This window comes from Culturomica massiliensis (assembly GCF_900091655.1).
In the GTDB taxonomy this organism is placed as follows: Bacteria; Bacteroidota; Bacteroidia; order Bacteroidales; family Marinifilaceae; genus Culturomica; species Culturomica massiliensis.
Window position 1 is genome coordinate 3820813 of the sequence record NZ_LT594621.1, and the last position, 19026, is coordinate 3839838.

General features: G+C 43.7%; 13 protein-coding genes. 12 read left to right on the plus strand and 1 reads right to left on the minus strand.

The features are described from left to right. Positions 1-2: 2 nt before the first annotated feature. Positions 3-386, plus strand: a complete 384-nt coding sequence (locus tag BN8908_RS16905) for an SRPBCC domain-containing protein (RefSeq protein WP_068692413.1) — start codon at positions 3-5, stop codon at positions 384-386. Positions 387-408: 22 nt separating this feature from the next. Continuing rightward, positions 409-1635 carry a Gfo/Idh/MocA family protein gene (locus BN8908_RS16910; RefSeq protein ID WP_021986840.1) on the plus strand — a complete coding sequence of 409 codons (1227 nt, stop codon included), beginning with the start codon at positions 409-411 and terminating at the stop codon, positions 1633-1635. 1 nt (position 1636) lies between these two features. Here the strand turns inward: BN8908_RS16910 and BN8908_RS16915 are convergent, their stop codons facing one another. Continuing rightward, a complete protein-coding gene (locus BN8908_RS16915; RefSeq protein ID WP_021986839.1) occupies positions 1637-1846 on the minus strand; it encodes an RNA-binding S4 domain-containing protein in 210 nt (69 codons plus the stop codon). 262 nt (positions 1847-2108) lie between these two features. Between BN8908_RS16915 and BN8908_RS16920 the strand changes: the two genes are divergently transcribed. The 10 genes from BN8908_RS16920 to BN8908_RS16965 all read left to right on the plus strand — a co-directional run bounded on the left by BN8908_RS16920 (position 2109) and on the right by BN8908_RS16965 (position 19022). Further along, on the plus strand, positions 2109-3017 hold the full coding sequence (locus BN8908_RS16920; protein WP_068691788.1) for a fimbrillin family protein: 909 nt from the start codon (positions 2109-2111) through the stop codon (positions 3015-3017). A 94-nt stretch (positions 3018-3111) separates the two neighbouring features. Further along, positions 3112-4884 (plus strand): transglutaminase domain-containing protein, encoded by a 1773-nt coding sequence (locus tag BN8908_RS16925; RefSeq protein ID WP_148453393.1) that lies wholly within the window; start codon positions 3112-3114, stop codon positions 4882-4884. Between the two features lie 2 nt (positions 4885-4886). Beyond that, on the plus strand, positions 4887-5768 hold the full coding sequence (locus tag BN8908_RS16930; protein WP_161945892.1) for a FimB/Mfa2 family fimbrial subunit: 882 nt from the start codon (positions 4887-4889) through the stop codon (positions 5766-5768). 169 nt (positions 5769-5937) lie between these two features. Continuing rightward, on the plus strand, positions 5938-7317 hold the full coding sequence (locus tag BN8908_RS16935; protein ID WP_068691794.1) for an OmpP1/FadL family transporter: 1380 nt from the start codon (positions 5938-5940) through the stop codon (positions 7315-7317). A 438-nt stretch (positions 7318-7755) separates the two neighbouring features. Continuing rightward, positions 7756-9162: a DUF5009 domain-containing protein gene (locus BN8908_RS16940; RefSeq protein WP_068691795.1), complete on the plus strand. Its 1407-nt coding sequence runs from the start codon at positions 7756-7758 to the stop codon at positions 9160-9162. Between the two features lie 64 nt (positions 9163-9226). Then, positions 9227-10348 carry a DUF4434 domain-containing protein gene (locus tag BN8908_RS16945; RefSeq protein WP_068691796.1) on the plus strand — a complete coding sequence of 374 codons (1122 nt, stop codon included), beginning with the start codon at positions 9227-9229 and terminating at the stop codon, positions 10346-10348. A gap of 12 nt (positions 10349-10360) precedes the next feature. Further along, positions 10361-12220, plus strand: a complete 1860-nt coding sequence (locus BN8908_RS16950; RefSeq protein ID WP_068691798.1) for an FAD-dependent oxidoreductase — start codon at positions 10361-10363, stop codon at positions 12218-12220. Between the two features lie 634 nt (positions 12221-12854). Beyond that, positions 12855-14156 (plus strand): alpha amylase family protein, encoded by a 1302-nt coding sequence (locus BN8908_RS16955; protein ID WP_021986831.1) that lies wholly within the window; start codon positions 12855-12857, stop codon positions 14154-14156. A 75-nt stretch (positions 14157-14231) separates the two neighbouring features. Next, positions 14232-17369, plus strand: coding sequence for a SusC/RagA family TonB-linked outer membrane protein (locus tag BN8908_RS16960; RefSeq protein WP_082989301.1), 3138 nt, complete (start codon positions 14232-14234; stop codon positions 17367-17369). 18 nt (positions 17370-17387) lie between these two features. Continuing rightward, a complete protein-coding gene (locus tag BN8908_RS16965; RefSeq protein ID WP_021986829.1) occupies positions 17388-19022 on the plus strand; it encodes a RagB/SusD family nutrient uptake outer membrane protein in 1635 nt (544 codons plus the stop codon). Positions 19023-19026: the final 4 nt, after the last annotated feature.

Here is a 19026-nt window from a genome sequence, read left to right on the forward strand (position 1 = left end):
ATATGGATTTTAACTATAAATTGAAGATTGCTGCCGAGCCCGAAGAGGTATTCTCGGCTTTGACAAATCCGTTTCAGATTGAATTGTGGAGCGGTTATCCGGCTGATATGAAACCCGAAGCCGGTTATGAGTTTTCTTTGTGGGAAGGAGATATTGCGGGGGTGAATCTGGAAATTGTCCCGAATAAACGGTTGGTACAGGAGTGGTTTTTCGGAGAGACGGAACATCCTTCTGTCGTAAGGATTGAATTGCGTAAAGAGGGCAGCGGGAATACGCAGGTTGTTTTGGAACACTCGAATATTCCGGAAGAGGTGTATGACGAGATTGTGGAAGGATGGAAAAAATATTACCTCGGTTCGCTGAAAGATATGTTGGAAATGTATTGAGATAAAATCAGAATTTGAAAACGTGCAAAAGGTAACAATTGTAGCGATCGGAGCCGGTAACCGGATGAATGCCTATGCTGAATACATACGCATGCATCCCGAAGAGGTTGAATTGGTTGCTGTGGTCGATCCCAATGAGGCTCGCCGTCAGCATTATGCGACTTCTTTTAAATTATTGCCTGCCCGTTGTTTTGCTTCCTGGGAGGATTTTTTGTCCGGTCCTAAAGTTGCCGATGCTGTTTTTTTATGTACGCCGGATCATTTGCATTACCGGCCGGCAATGATGGCTCTGGAAAAAGGATATCATATTTTGTTGGAAAAACCGATTGCCCAAAGTTGGCAGCAATGTTTGGATATCGTTCGGAAGGCCCGGGAAAATAACTGTATTGTCGGGGTTTGTCATGTGTTGCGCTATCATCCTTATTTCCGTAAAATCCGGGAAGTTATCGATAGCGGCAAATTAGGAGAGATGATTACTTTAAATCATCAGGAGGAGGTCGGAATCGAACGAATGACCCATGCTTTTGTGCGGGGGCTCTGGAGGCGGGAGGAAGAGACGAATCCGATGATTTTGTCTAAGGCCTGTCACGATTTGGATTTGTTGGTCTGGCTGACGGGAAAAAAATGCCGGGAAGTCAGTTCTTTCGGGTCTTTGAAATGGTTTAAGGAAAGCAATGCTCCTGCCGGAAGTACAGCCCGTTGTACCGATGGTTGCCTTGTTGAAAAAACATGTCCTTATTCTGCGATTCATTTGTATTACCGCCAGAAACGTTGGTTGCGCCATTTCGATTTGCCGGAGGAAGGGGATGCAGACGAAGTTATATTAAAAGAATTGCGGGAAGGGCCTTACGGGCGTTGTGTATATCGTTGCGACAATGATGTTGTCGATCATCAGGTCGTTTCCATGCGGATGGAAAATGATGTGACGGTCAATTTTTCTATGGATGCCTTTACCAGAGAAGGAGCAAGGAAAACACACATCATGTTTAGCGGTGGTGAATTGTCGGGAAATGAAAAATCGTTGACAATAAAGTATTTTCAGCCCGGACTGACTGATGAGGTATATGATTTTACGGATAGTTCCGGCGAGTGTAATTACCATGGAGGAGCCGATCTCTATATCGTTGGTGATTTCATCCGTTCCATACGGGAAAAAAATCCGGATGCTTTGCTGACCAATATAGAAACTTCGTTGGAAAGCCACCGGATTGCTTTCGAGATTGAAAAGAAAAGATTACAAAGTCACTGATTCAGGCTTTTACCCGGATTGTTTCTCCTGCGACTTCGATTGTTTCTCCTGCCTTTATTTTTGCCCGTTTCCGGTATTCCGTTTCTCCGTTGCGCTTTACCTCCCCGTTTTCGACCAGCATTTTAGCCATTCCGCCGGAATCTGCAATCCGGACAAGTTTTAAAAGCCGGATGAGTTCGATATATTCTTCTGTAAGGATAAATTCAATCATATCTTTTCGCATTGTTTTACAAAGATACAATTAAACTTCCAAATTTGTCATCCGGTGATAAAAATGTCCCGATGGCGTTTTGTTGATAAAGTAATTGCTTTGATATTTATTTTATGGTGATTTTCGGAGAACCGGGACGAAATGATAATACTTTCGAACGAAATGTTAATTCATGTTAATATTATTTGGCTTATATTTGAAATGTTATTATCAATATAAACAACTGGCCGTATCCGATTGCCGGTAAAATTATTTTTTACATATGATTGTCAATACAAATACAAGGGGGCTATTCCTGATCGTTCTGATTCTGTTTTTTCAATCCTGTTTTATACATGAAACGAAAAGTAAGGTTGAAGAAGTGGCTTTTAACGGGATGACACGAACATTTGAATCCGAATACGCTTCTTTTTCTCCGGAAGATATTCTCGGTTTGTATGTCGTAAATCGTCCGGAAGCTTCTGTTCCCGGAACATTGAAACCTGCCGGCAACCTGTTCGATAACCTGAGGCTTCGTCTGGACGGAGAGACGATGAAGCCTTTGAATCCTGCTTTTTATCCGGCCGGAATCCACCGGGTCGATCTTTATGCTTATGGACCTTATGTGTCTGAAGGTTTAGCTGAGGGAAATGTGTTGTCTTTTTCTGTAAGACGGGAGCAATCGACACCGGAAGCATTGAAACAGTCGGATTTGTTGTGGGGACGATTATTGGAGGTTGAAACGTTACAACGTAGGCCTCCACAAGTGATATTCGAGCATCAACTGTCAAAAATCAGAATCAGCTTGAAAGCCGGAATCGGTGTTACGCTCCATTCTCCCATTGTCTTAATCGAGGGTACAAAACCCTCCGTTCAATTGAACCTGGCCGACGGAGAGCTCGGAGAAGCAACAGGAACGATTACTCCGGTTACTCCTTTGCGTTCTGTTGGAGAAAACGTATATCAGGCTATTGTTATTCCTCAGACAGTGGGAATGTCAAACCGATTGTTTACCGTAACGAATGACGGTAAAATTTATCATTATGTGTTGAAAGCAGACCGGCATTTTCAGAAAGGGACGGTGTATACATATGATATTACGATACATGCAGATGATCTGGAGGTGGAGTTGTCCGGAATTATAAACGATTGGATTCCGGGAGATACGGTTACAGAAGACCTTGTCGGGTGAATAAAGGATGATTTTTCCTTTTGGAAGGATCAAAAATGTTGTCGGAATTTATAGATAATGGCTTGTTTGAGGGGGTAATTAAAGATATTGTCGTATGAATAGGTTACGAATAAAAATACATATGGTCGGGCTTGTCGCACTGTCGTTGCTGGCTGCTTGCACGCGGGGTGAGGATGAGCTTTTGCCCGTTGACGGTGAGACTCGTTTTTCTGTTGTAACCAACGTTCCGGCAGGAACGGATGTGTCCGGTGCGGACGTAATCCGGAATGCGACTGTCTTTTTTGTTGCGCCTTCTTCCGGTCGGTTTATTAAAAAAGTCGATGCTGTTGTTTTGCCGGGTGGATCAGGAGTGCGCGTACACACCGTCATTCCCGCCGCGTATGCCGGGCAAACCGTATGCGCTTATTTCGTGGTTAATGCTTCGGCCCTTTCCGATCCATTGGATATGGAGCCTGAGTCCGTTTTCGACGTATCAAGGTTTGACGGATTATTCACCAGGGATTCTCTGAATGGGGATAGTACGCATTTTGTCATGTCGGCAAAAGTATCTTTTCGGGCCGGGGGAACGGATATGCCCGGTGGAGATATAAAATTCGACCGTACTTTTGCCAAAGTATATATTGCGGCAGCGGATGGGATGAGCCCGGAACGGCAGCGTGAATTAAGCGTCGTATCGGTTGAAATCGTAAACGGAAGGACCGGTGGATATCTTTTCCGGGAAGGAATCTTCCCGGAGCGTTCGGTTTCCCTGCTTCTTCCTGTAAATGAAACGATCGATCAGATGAATATCCATAAGCCCGTTTGTTATCTCTATCCGGACGACGGAGGTCCGGACGGAACCCATCTGATTGTAAAGCTTCGAAATGATCCCGATGGACGGGTTGTGGCAAAACGTGTTTTACTCTGTTCCCGGAAGAATACGGCATATAAATTGACAATAGCGGAAATTCCGGGGGAAGACGGCGGATATGCAATTCAGGTTTCGGATTGGGAAGCGGATATACTGCTTCCCGATGCCGGACAGGGGGTATTGCCTTCACCGCTTCCAGATGAAGGGATTGACTTATTGAACGCAGCCGATGTTTTTTATTATTACAACCAACTTCGGGATACGTTGGAAAAAAAGTTGTACCGGTCTATGTTTGATAAAGCCAACAATTTTACCGAAACACTTAGGCCCGGAGAACGGCTTATCGTTGAACTGACAGGCGATTTAAGAGGAAGATTCACTAAGGAGGAATTTCTGAGGGTGTCCCGTTCTTTGCTGAACGATATGGCTATCATGTTCAATACCGGGATTATCACATCGTACCGGCTGGACCCTGCCGGACAAGTCATCAGTTATCGTATGGACCTGATTGCCATGCGGCCCACTTTCGATATGAGAACGGAGCTGGTCATCTCCGCTGCCGGTAAACTTTTGGATCGTGTTCCTTCGGGCCTGTCTGAGTTTGAAAAGGTAAAAACGGTTCACGATCTGTTTCTGAGAAGTGTCAGTTACGGAGGAATGACCTCTTCCTTCGGTGGAAACATTATCGGCGGGTTAGTGACTGGGAAAGTGGTATGCGAGGGGTATGCCCGGACGTTACAATATCTATTGCAGCGTACGGGTATTCAAGCTATTTTTGTAGGCGGTGATGCGTTGTTTTCGAATGGATCCACTGTGCCCCATGCCTGGAATATTGTCCGGGTAGATGGGAAATACTATGCTATAGATGCTACCTGGAATGACGGGATTTCCGGTTCGGATTTTGTGGGTTATAATTATTTTCTGAAATCGGATGCTACCATGTCCAGGGATCATCTGATTAATATGGTGTTGCCGGCACCGGAATGCCCGGAAGATTATCCATTACCAAATTTTTAGCCATGAAACGGATACCGATATATTATCTTTTTATTTTTCTGTTTTTCTGTTTTTCTTGTTCGGAAGATATGCCTGAGGAGTGTATTATACCGGAAAGTACAATAACCGAGACGTTTTTTCTCCCTACTTCTGTCATTGCATTTATGGACGTATATGAAGACCCGTTCCGGATGAGGACGACCGCTGCCGTTTCTGATGTTGTGAGCCAGATAAGGTATATCATTTATAACGAATCCGGTGACCGTGTACAGGAGGAGGTCCTGACCGAAACTGAAATAGAATCCGGTTTCCGGGTTACTTTGCCCGCCGGTGAATACCGGATGTGTGTGCTTGGGGAAGGGCGGGTTGTAAATTATACGCCTGTCGGGTATCCGCCTGTTGAGGTACAGGCAGAACCGGCATTGGGAGATATATGGGTCGCTGCCGAACAGAGGTCCCGCGCTGCAGTATACCACGATTATTTTTTTGCCGGTCTGTCTTTCACAGCCGGTAGTCCGGGGGTAAAATCTGTTGTCCTTAGAAGAATTACGGGGTTGGTACAGGTTGATATGAAAAAGGTGGCCCCGGATATTGTCTTACATACGATTTCAATCGGTTTTTCCGTCAACCGGATGTATAATAATTTTCATACGGACGGTCGTTATAGCTGTTCCGGCCAATTTACAGAGAGTACCTCTCCTTATGCCATCTTTCATACCTTGCGGCATAATCCGGAAACAGGATATTACGAAGGTGTTTATTTCCCGACTCTCCCGGATAATTTCGATTGTACGCTTATCATCAGTTACAGGCAAAACGGACGGGTCCGCAACCGTCGTATCCTTCTGTCCGATTTACCGGTAAAAGCCAATCAAAGGACACGCCTGTCCTTGGTGTTGGAATAAATATAGCGCTGGCGTTTATTCGGCTCTTCCCGATAACATACCGTAAAGTAGAAACAAGCCCGGAATTATATGTTAATTTTGCCGCCTTTAAGTGAAATTGAATGACGGTAAAGGAAAACTTTTTTGTCCGGTTTCCGTTTTTCTGAGGTATAAATGAAATAATAATTGAATGAGAAAATTAATGATTTGGGCTTTGGCCTGTATATTGGGAAATTCAGTGTTTGCAGAAGGATATCAGGTAAATGTTTTGAGCGCTAAACAGACGGGCATGGGACATGTCGGAACGGGAATGAAACTGGGGGCTGAGAGTATGCATTTTAATCCGGCCGGGCTTGTTTGGCTGAACAACCATATGGACATTTCAGTCGGCGTGTCGGCTGTCGCAGCTAAGGCTAAGTATACCCATGACGGTTATTCGGCAAAGACGGATAATCCGTTAAGTACGCCTTTATATGCCTATGCCGGTTACCGGATATACGATAATCTGGCAGCCGGAATCAGTTTGACGACACCTTACGGGAATGGCTTGAAATGGCCGAAAAATTGGGCGGGAGTCAATTTAATACAGGATATTTCGTTGAGATCTTATGTGTTACAACCGACTCTTTCTTATAAGATTACGGATAAATTGAGTGTGGGTGTGGGTTTGATGTTGGCGATCGGAAATGTCAATTTATCCCGGGCTCTTATGAGTACGGCCGATTTTCAGATGATCGGTAATATTATCGAGCAGTTGCCGTTGCCCGAAGAGCAAAAGAAATATTTTGTCGAGACGATCCGGGATAATAAGTTCCCGCCTGCAGCGGCAACACTGGATGGGAAAGCCGGTGTGCGTGCCGGATTTAATATCGGCGTGTTGTATGACATTTCCGATAAAGTATCAGTAGGGATATCCTATCGTTCTAAAATAAAAATGCGGGTAAAAGAAGGAGATGCTTCTTTGGACTATGCCAATCGCGCTGTGGAGGATTTGATGGGAACTTTAGGAAAATTGGCGCCGATGTTTGCCGTGCCTAAATACGATCAGGGATCGTTCCGGGCAGAATTGCCCCTCCCTTCCAATACGACTATCGGCGTTAGTTACCGGCCGACAAACCGTTGGGAGTTGGCATTGGATTTACAATATGTCGGATGGAATGCTTACGATTCGCTGAATGTTTATTTTAATGAACCGGAATTGGGAATTTCACCGATTAAGGCTAAGAAGGATTATAAAAATACCATTATAGCGCGTATCGGTGCCGAGTATAAGGCAACGGACCGCCTGGATGTTCGTGCCGGTGTATATTTCGACCAAAGTCCGATTCGTAAGAATAATTATAATCCGGAAACACCGGGTATGAATAAAATCGGTATGTCTGCCGGATTGTCTTTCGAACCGTATAAAAATCTGCAATTCGATTTTGCATTCCTGTATATTCAGGGTATCGGGCGGGACGGTTCCTATACCTATAATAATATCGTAATACCGACCCAGATCGATACTTTTAGCGGACATTATACATCCAGTGCTATTACAGCTTCTTTGGGGGTATCGTATAAATTCTGACCTATCGGTAAAGAATTTGTAATTGTAGTACGTGTGAAAAACGGAGTCTGAATTCATTTTCAGACTCCGTTTTTTGTTTTTCAAAGTTCATATAAATTGTAAATTTTAGATTGTAAATTTTAAATTATCCGGCAACCAGATTCGTGATCAATTCTTTCAGTCTAAAATCGTCAATATAAAATCTGTAATTAAAACGTTCGACAAACGTTGAAGGTTAATTGGTAAGTTTCAATTCGCAGTATTAAAAACTATATTTTAAAATAATTTAATAATAATGCTTGTAAATTTAAAAAAGTGGTGTATATTTGAGCGAAATTTTGAAATTGCTTGGGATATTTTCATTTAGATTTACGGTTTTTTGGAGTTACAGGGGGAATTGTGGATTCAATCTAAAATCGTCAATCTGAAAATCTACAATTAAAAAATAGTTTATTACTGATGTGTGCTGATAAGAGAGCTTATTCTTTGGATGCTTTAAGAGGCTATGCTATTTTGACGATGATACTTTCGGCAACGATTGCCTTCGGCATTTTACCCGGTTGGATGTATCATGCACAGGTTCCTCCTCCTGATCATCATTTTGATCCGACGGTATATGGAATCACATGGGTGGATTTGGTTTTTCCTTTTTTTCTGTTTGCTATGGGAGCGGCTTTCCCTTTTTCTATCGGTAAAAAACTTGCTGGAGGTGTTTCCCGGGTTTGTTTATTGAAAGCTGCTTTGCTGAGAGGGGGGCAACTTACTTTTTTTGCCATTTACATACAGCATTTATACCCCTGGACGTTGAGTTCGCCCCAGGACAGCCGGGCCTGGCTTATATCGCTGGGTGGATTTGTTTTGCTGTTTCCGATGTTTATGCGGCTCCCGTTTAAGTTGCCGGAGTGGGGACACCGTGCGGTAAAGGCCGGGGCTTTTTTGGTCGGAGCTTTGATTTTGGTGAATCTGTCTTATGCCGGAGGAAGGGAATTTTCTTTCGGATACAGCAATATTATTGTACTGGTATTGGCGAACATGGCTGTTTTCGGATCATGCATTTATATTCTGACGTTTGGGAAGCCTTGGGTATGTGTTGGCGTATTGCCTTTCGTGATGGCTGTGTTTCTCGGAAGTACGACAGAGGGTTCCTGGGTGAAGGTTTTGTTTGATTATACGCCGGTTCCCTGGATGTATCATTTTAATTATCTGAAGTATCTGTTTATTGTTATTCCGGGAATTGTAGCCGGAGAGTATTTACAGGAGTGGATGCGGCAGGCAAGCTCTTCAAAGGATAACAGAAGAAAATGTGTGCCCGTTTGTTTGATCATATTGACGCTTGGGTTGATTGTGGGTAACTTATGCGGTTTGTATGCCCGTTGGCTATTGGTAAATCTTTGTGTGACCGTTTTATTGCTGATTTTCGGATTGTTATTGTTACGGAAAGGGGCGGGTGATTATGAGCGGCTTTGGAAAAAGTTATTTTATACGGGAGGTTATCTGTTGTTGCTGGGACTTTTTTTCGAAGCTTTCGAAGGGGGAATTCGTAAGGATCATTCTACGTACAGTTATTATTTTGTGACTTCCGGTCTGGCTTTTATGGCCTTGCTTTTTTTCAATATAATGTGTGATTACTATCCGTACCGGAAGGCTTTGAAATTTTTGATTATGGCCGGACAAAATCCGATGATTGCTTATGTTGCGACGAGTCTGGTCGTTATGCCTTTGCTGGGATTACTGGGGATGACTCCTTATCTGGAGCTGTTGGACAATAACGCATGGCTGGGGTTTTTGAAGGGAATCGTTTTGACGATGCTATCTGCTGGGGTGGCTGTTTTGTTTACGCGTATCCGGTGGTTTTGGAGAACCTGACCGATGACGTATGAATGGTGAAATGAATGAATGCTATATAATAATTGTGTAAAACTAATTTACTATGGAAAAAGGATCGAATAACCGAAGGGATTTTTTGAAAAAAATGGCTTGTGGAGCTTCTGCTTTTATGCTGCCGTCGATGCTTTCAGCCTCAGAGGGGCATGTGGATTTGGAAAAATTAGGGGCGATGGAAAGTGGAAGCCGGGCTTCGGAAAAATTGGACAACAAGCGTTTCGAAACACCGGGAATATTTAAGGGGATGCCGATTAAAGCGACTTTTTTGGATGAGGTCAGTTGGGATATTCCCCATCAGAATTGGGGGATAAAGGAATGGGATGCCGATTTCAGGGCGATGAAGAGAATGGGGATCGACACTGTCGTTATGATTCGTTCGGGCCTGGGAAAATGGATCGCTTCTCCTTTCGATTCGCTGTTGGCTACGGAAGATGTGTATTATCCTCCTGTAGATCTGGTCGAATTGTTTTTGACTTTGGCTGATAAATACGATATGAAATATTTTTTCGGTATGTATGATTCCGGGAAATATTGGATAGAGGGTTCTTTTCAGAAGGAGATCGATTTGAATATGCGGTTGATTGATGAAGTATGGAAAAAATACGGGCATCATCGCTCTTTCCAGGGATGGTATTTGTCACAGGAAATCAGCCGCCGCACCAAAAATATGTCGAAAATTTACGCTGAAGTCGGCAAACATGCCAAAGCTGTATCCGGGAATCTGACGACATTGGTTTCGCCTTATATTCATGGCGTAAAAACCGATCAGGTGATGTCCGGAGATCAGGCAATTTCTGTGCAGCAGCATGAAGCGGAGTGGAATGAGATTTTGGATAATGTGAAGGGGGCTGTGGATATTTTAGCATTTCAGGACGGTCAGGTCGATTATCATGAGTTGCCCGGCTACCTGGAGATCAATAAGAAGCTGGCCGATAAATACGGTATGCATTGCTGGACCAACATCGAGTCTTTTGACCGGGATATGCCGATTCGGTTTTTCCCGATCAAATGGGAGAAATTGTTATTGAAATTGGAAGCAGCCCGGAAGGCCGGTATGGAAAATGCCATAACATTTGAATTTTCTCATTTTATGAGTCCTAATTCGGCCTATCTGCAGGCGCCCTGTTTGTATGAGCGGTATTGTGAACATTTCGGTATAAAACTTTAATGGTATCGGCTAATGAAAAATAGAATAATTTTATCGGTTGTATTTGCCGCTTTGTTTTTTTGCAGCGCTTGCTCCGGGCCTAAAACCGAGGTTTTGGTGATCGGAGGAAGTGCCAGCGGTGTGGCTGCGGGTATTCAGTCGGCACGTCTGGGAGCAAAGACGATCATATTGGAAGAACATTTGTGGCTGGGAGGTATGTTGACATCGGCAGGCGTCAGTGCCGTAGACGGTAATTACAGAATGCCGGCCGGGATATTCGGTGAATTCAGGGATAGCTTGGTGGCTCACTACGGGAGTCTGGGGGCTCTGGCTACCGGTTGGGTGAGCAATGTGTTGTTCGAACCCTCTGTCGGTGCCCGGATATACAAAAATATGGCAGCCCGTGAGCCTAATCTGACGGTACAATATGAGACAAAGTTTATTTCCGCAGAAAAAACGGCAACGGGCTGGAAAGTCGTGGCCGATCATAATGGAAAACAGGAGGTATTTGAAGCTGATATCCTGATCGATGCTACAGAATTGGGGGATGTGGCAAAAGCCTGCGGGGTAAAGTACGATATCGGGATTGAGGACCGGAATATCAGCGGAGAGGCCTGGGCCGGAGATAAAAACTGTGATATCATACAGGACCTGACATACGCCATGATTTTGAAAGATTATGGACCGGAAGCGGATATGACGATCGAACGTCCGGAAAATTATGATCCTTCTCTGTTTTACTGCTCCTGTAAATCCCAGAATTGTACCGATTCCGTGTTGAAACCCTGGGATTTCGATATGGTGATGCGATATGGAAAATTGCCGAATAACAAGTATATGATCAATTGGCCGATGCAGGGCAATGACTATTATACGAATATTATCGAAATGGATGAGAAAGGACGGGAAGCTGAACTGAAGAAAGCCAAACACCGTTCTTTGTGCTATTTGTATTATATGCAACATGAACTCGGAAGTAAAAATCTGGGCTTGGCGGATGATGAGTATCCGACGGAAGACTTGCTGCCTTTTATCCCGTATCACCGGGAATCCCGTCGTATACAGGGCGTGGTGCGTTTTAATGTGAATCAGATACTTCGTCCTTACGATTATACCTTGTATCGTACGGGGATTGCCGTCGGCGATTACCCGGTGGACCACCACCATCAGGCGTATCCGAATCAGGAAGAGCTGAAATCCCTGACATTCGGGCCGGTACCTTCTTACAATGTTCCGATGGGCGTATTGCTTCCCAAAGAAGTAACGGATTTGATTGTGGCAGAAAAATCGGTGTCCGTTTCCAATATCGTAAACGGATGTACGCGCTTGCAACCGGTGGTAACCCAATTGGGGCAGGCTGCCGGAATATTGGCTGCTTTGGCTGTTAAAGAAAACAGAGAACTAAGGGAGGTGACTGTGCGCGAAGTGCAGAAGGTGCTGTTGGAAAACGGTGGTTATCTGATGCCCTACATCGATTTGCCGAAGGATCATCCGCATTTCAAAGCGTTGCAGCGAATCGGAGTTTGCGGGATTCTGAAGGGAGAAGGCAGAAGTATTAATTGGGCGAATGAAACTTGGTTTAGAAAGGATGAACCTGTCGGGGTGAGTGAGTTGAGCCAGGGATTGGCCGATTTGTATCCGACGTTTAAAATGGAAGCTTCCGGGGAATATCTTTCCGTAGAAGAGACGGAGAATTTGTTGGTGGCTCTGGGGGTATTTTTGGAAAAAGAGGGAATTACGGCTGAACATATCCGGAAGGCCTGGGGAGATCTGGGACTCCGGGATTACAAGCCGAATCGCCCGGTTTCCCGGGAGGAGTTTGCCGTTTTGTTCGATCATTTTTTGACCCCTTTCGATATGATCCGTGTGGATATAAACGGGATGCCCGTGTAAATTTTCAGTGTGGCTTTATCCTAAAACGGTAAAGCCACGCTGAATTGTATGATAAAATCGGATATTTTAAATATCTGATAGATAATAGATCTATCTATTATTCTTTTTCAATAATCCATACTTATATTTTAAGATTTTGTGCCATATTCTCAGTTGATGTGAGTGTGTTAAAATTTATTTTTAAATATTTTTAAAAACATTTTCTTGAAAACATTTTATAATAAATATTTTTAATTATATTTGTCGTGTTTTTAAAATGTGTCTACTAATTGTTCGCTATTCTATGTTGTTTGTAGAAATAAAACGGTGCACATTGTAAATGTTCCATAATAATGGTCGATTTTCTTTAAGGTGATTTAATAAATAGTGTGTGGCGCTAATGGCAAGTAATCTTTTATTTGCCAGGAAATTAAGGAATAATGACAAGAAGAAAGATGAATTTTATAGACCGGTCGGTTTTCGACTAAAAAAAACGAACGTTTTAATTACAGATTTTAAATTGACGATTTTGGACTGAAAGAATTTGATGCCGAATCAGCTTGCCAGATAATCTAAAATTTACAATCTAAAATTTACAATTTATATAAACGTTTTTTGAGACTTATTATTGGTTAATGTAATAAAATTGGGATTGATGATTAAAAAATTACTACTGCCCCTTCTGATTATGTTGGTTCTTGGGGCAAAAGCAGAGGTTAAACCGAAGTACATGTGGTTTGATTGTGAGGCTAACTACAAACGTTTGAGTTATCCGGATTCGATTGCTTATTATTTAAATAAGGTAAAGAAAACCGGTTTTACGGATGTGGTGGTGGATATCAAATCCATTATGGGTGAAGTGCTTTACAAAAGTGATTATGCCCCCTACATGGGTGAATGGAAAGGCATTACGCGTGCCGGAAATTATGATATGTTGGGCATTTTTATAAAAGAGGCCCGTAAGATCGGTCTGAGGGTACATGCGTCGATGAATGTTTTTAGCGGTGGTCATAATTTCCATCAGCGAGGCATTATTTATAAAGAGCATCCGGAATGGCAGTCGCAGGTGTATTGGATCGACCGGATTATGCCTATTTCTGAAATGACCTGGAATTATAACGGGATGCTCAATCCCGCGAATCCGGAAGTTCGGAAATACGAGCTGGATATTATCAAAGAGGTTGTGAAAAAGTACAAGGACCTGGACGGAATCGTGCTGGATCGGGTACGTTATGACGGTATTACCTCGGATTTCAGTGAGTTGTCCAAAAAAGCATTCGAAAAATACGCCCGGGTAAAAGTGGAGAAATTTCCGGAAGATTTGATTTATTGGACCAAAGAAAACGGTAAGGATGTGTGGAAGCCGGGAAAACATTTTAAAAAATGGGTAGAATGGCGGTCTTGGGTGATTACTTCTTTTATGGAAGAGGTACGGAAAGAAGTAAAAAAGATCAATAGTCACCTTTTACTGGGGGATTATACGGGAGCCTGGTATCCGGTGTATTATGAGTTGGGCGTAAATTGGGCAAGCCGGAAATACGATCCTTCCAGGCATTACGATTGGGCGACGCCTTCCTATAAAAAAACCGGATATGCCCATTTGCTGGATGTATACATGACCGGTCTGTATTATAACGAAGTAACGATTGAGGAGGTGAAGCAATTGAACGAGGCGAATATGAAAAACCGCACAGAGGCAGCGATGGGAGAAGGCCGTGATTATTGGTATTCTGTAGAAGGCGGTACTCAATTGGCCAAAGAGATCGTATGCGGCGATGTGCCTGTTACGGGCAGTATTTATGTCGATCAGTACAACGGCAACCGGGAACAATTTAAGCGGGCGGTAAAAATGGCTTTGCAAAAAGGAGACGGACTTATGCTGTTCGATATCGTTCATATCATCAACAGGGATTGGTGGGATACGCTGGAAGAAGCAATTCAAGAGTCAACTAAATAAAATCCTAAATTCAATTATTAATTAAAAAACATTCCTATGAAAAGAGGCATTCTGTTTTTTCGAAATTGCCTGATAATGAGAATAGCAATATTGTCATTGTTAATGGTGTTTACTTCGGCGGGGATGGCGTTCGCGCAGTCTGTCGTCAAAGGTAAAATTACGGATAGTAAAGGAGATATTGTTATCGGTGCTACGGTAATGGTGAAAGGGACGACCATCGGAACGGCAACCGATGTGAACGGTCTTTATTCTTTGACAATTCCTGCTAATGTAAAAGGTCCGAAAATATTGTCTTATTCCTTTTTGGGGTATAAAACCCAGGAAGTAACCTTGAAGGATCAAACCGTTATAGACATTGTTTTGCAGGATGATGTAGCTAATTTGGACGAGGTTGTCGTTGTCGGTTACGGCACTCAGCGCCGGGCCAGCGTGACGGGATCGGTGGCACAGGTCGGAGGGGAAGAATTATTGCGGGCTCCGGTAGGTAATATTGCTAACCATTTGGGAGGTTTGGTTACGGGTGTTATTTCCTACCAGACTTCCGGGCAGCCGGGTAGTGACGGAGCCAGTATTATCGTTCGCGGTGCCGGAGCAAAATATATTGTGGACGGTGTACAGCGTGACTTTACTGAAATAGATCCGAATGAAATCGCGAATATTTCAGTTTTGAAAGATGCATCTTCTGCCGCTATTTACGGTTTGGATGCCAGCTCTGTGATTATTGTAACGACAAAGAAAGGAAAGGTTGCTCCTTCCAAAATAACGTTTACAGGTTCTTATGGCGTCAGCCAGAATGCGGTAATGTTGGAAATGCTGGACGGACCGGAGTATGCTTACTGGTACAATAAAGCTCGTCAAATGGACGGGAATGCTCCGGTTTTCTCCGATGAGCATGTGAAGATGATGCTGAATGGAGATGATTCCGACGGTTGGGGAAACACCAACTGGTATAAGGAAACATTTGACCTGGGACGCAATTATACTTATAATGTGAATGCCAGCGGCGGTTCTGAAAAATTACGGTATTTTGCTTCTATCGGAAGCTACAATCAGGAAGGTAATGTGAAAGGATTCAAATACAACCGTATCAATCTGCGTTCCAATATCGATGCGACTATTGCCAATAATCTGGATTTGACGGTAGGTATTGCCGGTCGTATTGAAAAGCGGAGACAACCCGGTTTTTCGGCCAATCCGGGAGATTGGAATAACATTCCGCAACAGGCTATGCGTGCTCATCCTTATGCACCCAAAATGTATCACGGTCTGCCGGTGTCTACCAGAACGGCCAGTACGTGGGTAAGTCCCGAGGCTGCAACAGAGCTCTCCGGTTATAATAAAAACCGTAAAATGGTTGTGGAAACGAATTTGGCCTTGAATTACAATGTGCCCTGGGTAAAAGGATTGAAAGCTAAATTTATGGTGGCTTATGATGCGGCTTATAATCTGTCAAAAGCTTTTTCTACGCCTTACAGAACGATGATTGCTACGCGTCCGGGTTCTGTAAATGACAATATTCAATATACGGAAGCCTGGGATCCCAGAAACTACGCGATAAAAGAGAAGTCGGAAGGATATGCCTTGTCTGAAGGAACGACTCATTATGAGCATATTACGACCAATACCAGTTTGAATTACGATAATCAATTCGGTAAGCACAAAGTGGCGTTTATGGCATTGATGGAAACTGTTCAGAAAAAAGGAAACGATATGAGCGGCTATGTGACCGGTTTTAATTTTGCCGGTATGGATGAACTTTCGCAATCTGTCAATAAAGGCACCGATAAATCTTCGGTAGCCGGTAGCAGTTACGATCAGCGGAATGTCGGATTTGCAGCCCGTTTGAATTACGATTATGACAATCGTTATCTGGCAGAGCTGGCTTTCCGTTATGACGGCAGCTATAAATTCGGCGGTATGAAGAAAGGCAACCGTTGGGCTCCGTTCCCTTCTGCTTCTTTGGGTTGGAGAATGTCGGAAGAACAATGGTTTAAAAAAGCATTGCCTTATGTAGATAACCTGAAGTTGAGAGGAAGTGTGGGATTGACGGGTATGACGGAAGGTATAAATGCTTATATGGACTTGTCAACCCTGAAGCCGCTGGATGCTCCGGCTGCTGTGATCGGAGGACAGGCTGTCAGCGGATTGATGACCAATGTCGTTCCTAATTTCAATTTGACCTGGGCCAAGGGTTTACAATATAACGGTGGTATCGAATTATCGATGTGGGGTGGTAAACTGGGTCTGGAAGTGGATGTATTCTATAAATACCTTTACGATATGTTGAGTAAGGTTACGGGTGGGTTCCCCGATTCATGGGGTGGTTACCACCAGACTTATGAAAACAAGAACAAACAGGAACATAAAGGTTTTGAATTTGTGTTGAGCCATAGTAACCGGATCGGAGATTTCGCTTATAAGGTAGCTTTGAACGGAACGTATACGAAGCGGATTTGGTTGAGGTATACGGACGACATCAATACCCCTGATTACTTGAAATTAACGGGTAAAGAAGTGGGTAGTCAGATCGGATTTATTGCTTTGGGCTTGTATCAAAACCAGGAGCAAATTGATAATTCGGCTATGTTGCCCGGTGATGAAGGAAAATTGCGTCCGGGAGATATTATTTACATGGATAGAAACGGGGACGGTAAGATCACTTATGACCAGGACCGTGGTTATGTCGGTAAGAATGCTTATCCGAAGTTTGTCGGTGGCTTTACCTTTAACGGATCCTGGAGAGGTATCGACCTGTCGTTTATGTTCCAGGGAGCATTGGGACGGGATGTGGCGTTGACCGGAGTTTATGAAGGTGTCGGTATGGATAATTCCTCAATGACGTTGTCTTTTTACCACGATGCAAATTCTCCCCGCTATTTGGTCGAAAATGCCTGGACGGAAGATAACCGGGGTGCTAAATTACCTCGCTTGACAATCGATTCCCCGACAACGCATAATGCATATTCTTCTACATTCTGGTATAAAAACGGGGATTATCTGCGTTTGAAAAATATGCAGATCGGTTATACTTTCCCGCAAAAATGGATGAATGCCGTGGGTATTTCCAATTTAAGAGTGTATGTGGAAGGGGAAAATCTGTTTACAATCAGTGAACTGCAGAAATACAATATCGATCCGGAACAACCGAATGTATCCAACGGATATTATCCGCAACAACGGATATTCTCTGTAGGCGTTAATTTGTCGTTCTAATTAAAATAGTCGAATATTATGAAATATACAATATTAAAATTAGCTGTACTGGTCGGGATGATCGGATTTTCAGGGTGTACGGATTTTATGGATACGACACCGACCGACCGGGTATCCGATAAAATGATTTGGCAGGATGAGGCGAGTGCGAATCTTTACCTGAATACATTTTATGCATATATCGATCGTTACGGGGTGTTCGGGAATGCCCAGTTTAACAGTAATTTGACGGAAGGACTGACCAATACCTTTAAGTACGGGTCGGTATCGATGGGGGCTTTGGCCGGGGATGCCAACTATTATGTATTCAATCCCGCGCTTATATCGCCGGATCAGAATCTGTTGGGCACCTGGGGGGCAACCTATGAAAGAATCCGGAGGATTAACGAATTTTTGGCTACAATGCAGAAATACTCTACGTTTTCTACGGACGTAAATGCGAAATTAGAGGCTCAGGCTCGTTTTTTCAGGGCATATCTTTATTTCCAACTGGCAAAACGGCATGGAGGTGTGATTTTGTATACGGATTTGAATATGTCGAAAAACAAGAATCGCAGTACGAAAGAGGAAACCTATGATCTGATTGAGAAAGATCTGGATTATGCTGCCTCTGTGTTACCGAAAGAATGGGGGGCAGAAAATAGAGGCCGGATCACCAAGGGGGCTGCATTCGCTTTTAAATCCAGGGCAATGCTTTATGCAGAACGCTGGGATAAGGTGAAAGCCAGTGCCGACTCGGTATTTAATTTGCAGATGTACAGTTTGACCGATGCTTATGGGGATGCCTGGAAAGGCGGCAATTCGGAAGCTATTCTGGAATACGAATATTTGAGGACGGGACCGTCTCATGGATTCGACAAATCATATGCACCTTTTGGAGAAATTGAAAATGGCGGAGGCAGCGGAACTCCGACACAGGAAATGGTGGAGTCGTATGAGAAAGCGGATGGTACTCAGGTAGACTGGAGTCCTTGGCATGTTGCAGACGGTACGACTGTTCGGCCGCCGTATGAAGAACTGGAGCCTCGTTTTCAGGCTACGGTTATCTATAACGGATGCGAATGGAAAGGCAATACGATGGAAAATAGCGTCGGCGGAACGAAGGGAAGATTCCTGGAGTACGGTAACGACCCTTATTGTCAGGGAAAAACGACAACGGGGTATTATCTGCGGAAGTTGATGGATGAAACGCATACGGATTATACCTATAATAGCGATCAGAGTTGGGTGGAAATCCGTTTGGCAGAAGTATATCTGAATCGTGCGGAAGCTAATTTCAGACTGGGGAATACGGGCGCGGCACTGGCTGATATGAATGCTGTAAGAACCCGTCCGGGGGTTGGCTTACCTGCTAAATCCGGACTTACCGGAGAAGAGTTGATGGCTGCTATCCGTCAGGAAAGGAAAATTGAATTGGCTTATGAAGGACATTTGTATTGGGATATGCGTCGTTGGAAATTAGCTCATAAGGAGTATAACAATTACCGTTGCCACGGTATGAAAATCACTTCTGAAGGTGCTGACAACCGGTATGAATATGTGGATTGTGATTTCCAGGACAGAAAGTTCTTAGAAAAAACCTATGTGTTACCGATTCCTTCTTCAGAGTTGTCGAACAATTCGGGTATCGAACAATATGACGAATGGAAATAAAATG

Coding starts and splice junctions, on each gene's coding strand:
- BN8908_RS16905 (WP_068692413.1), top strand. CDS start 3: ATGGATTTTAACTATAAATTGAAGATTGCTGCCGAGCCCGAAGAGGTA.
- BN8908_RS16915 (WP_021986839.1), bottom strand. CDS start 1,846: ATGATTGAATTTATCCTTACAGAAGAATATATCGAACTCATCCGGCTT.
- BN8908_RS16920 (WP_068691788.1), top strand. CDS start 2,109: ATGATTGTCAATACAAATACAAGGGGGCTATTCCTGATCGTTCTGATT.
- BN8908_RS16925 (WP_148453393.1), top strand. CDS start 3,112: ATGAATAGGTTACGAATAAAAATACATATGGTCGGGCTTGTCGCACTG.
- BN8908_RS16930 (WP_161945892.1), top strand. CDS start 4,887: ATGAAACGGATACCGATATATTATCTTTTTATTTTTCTGTTTTTCTGT.
- BN8908_RS16935 (WP_068691794.1), top strand. CDS start 5,938: ATGAGAAAATTAATGATTTGGGCTTTGGCCTGTATATTGGGAAATTCA.
- BN8908_RS16940 (WP_068691795.1), top strand. CDS start 7,756: ATGTGTGCTGATAAGAGAGCTTATTCTTTGGATGCTTTAAGAGGCTAT.
- BN8908_RS16945 (WP_068691796.1), top strand. CDS start 9,227: ATGGAAAAAGGATCGAATAACCGAAGGGATTTTTTGAAAAAAATGGCT.
- BN8908_RS16950 (WP_068691798.1), top strand. CDS start 10,361: ATGAAAAATAGAATAATTTTATCGGTTGTATTTGCCGCTTTGTTTTTT.
- BN8908_RS16955 (WP_021986831.1), top strand. CDS start 12,855: ATGATTAAAAAATTACTACTGCCCCTTCTGATTATGTTGGTTCTTGGG.
- BN8908_RS16960 (WP_082989301.1), top strand. CDS start 14,232: ATGAGAATAGCAATATTGTCATTGTTAATGGTGTTTACTTCGGCGGGG.
- BN8908_RS16965 (WP_021986829.1), top strand. CDS start 17,388: ATGAAATATACAATATTAAAATTAGCTGTACTGGTCGGGATGATCGGA.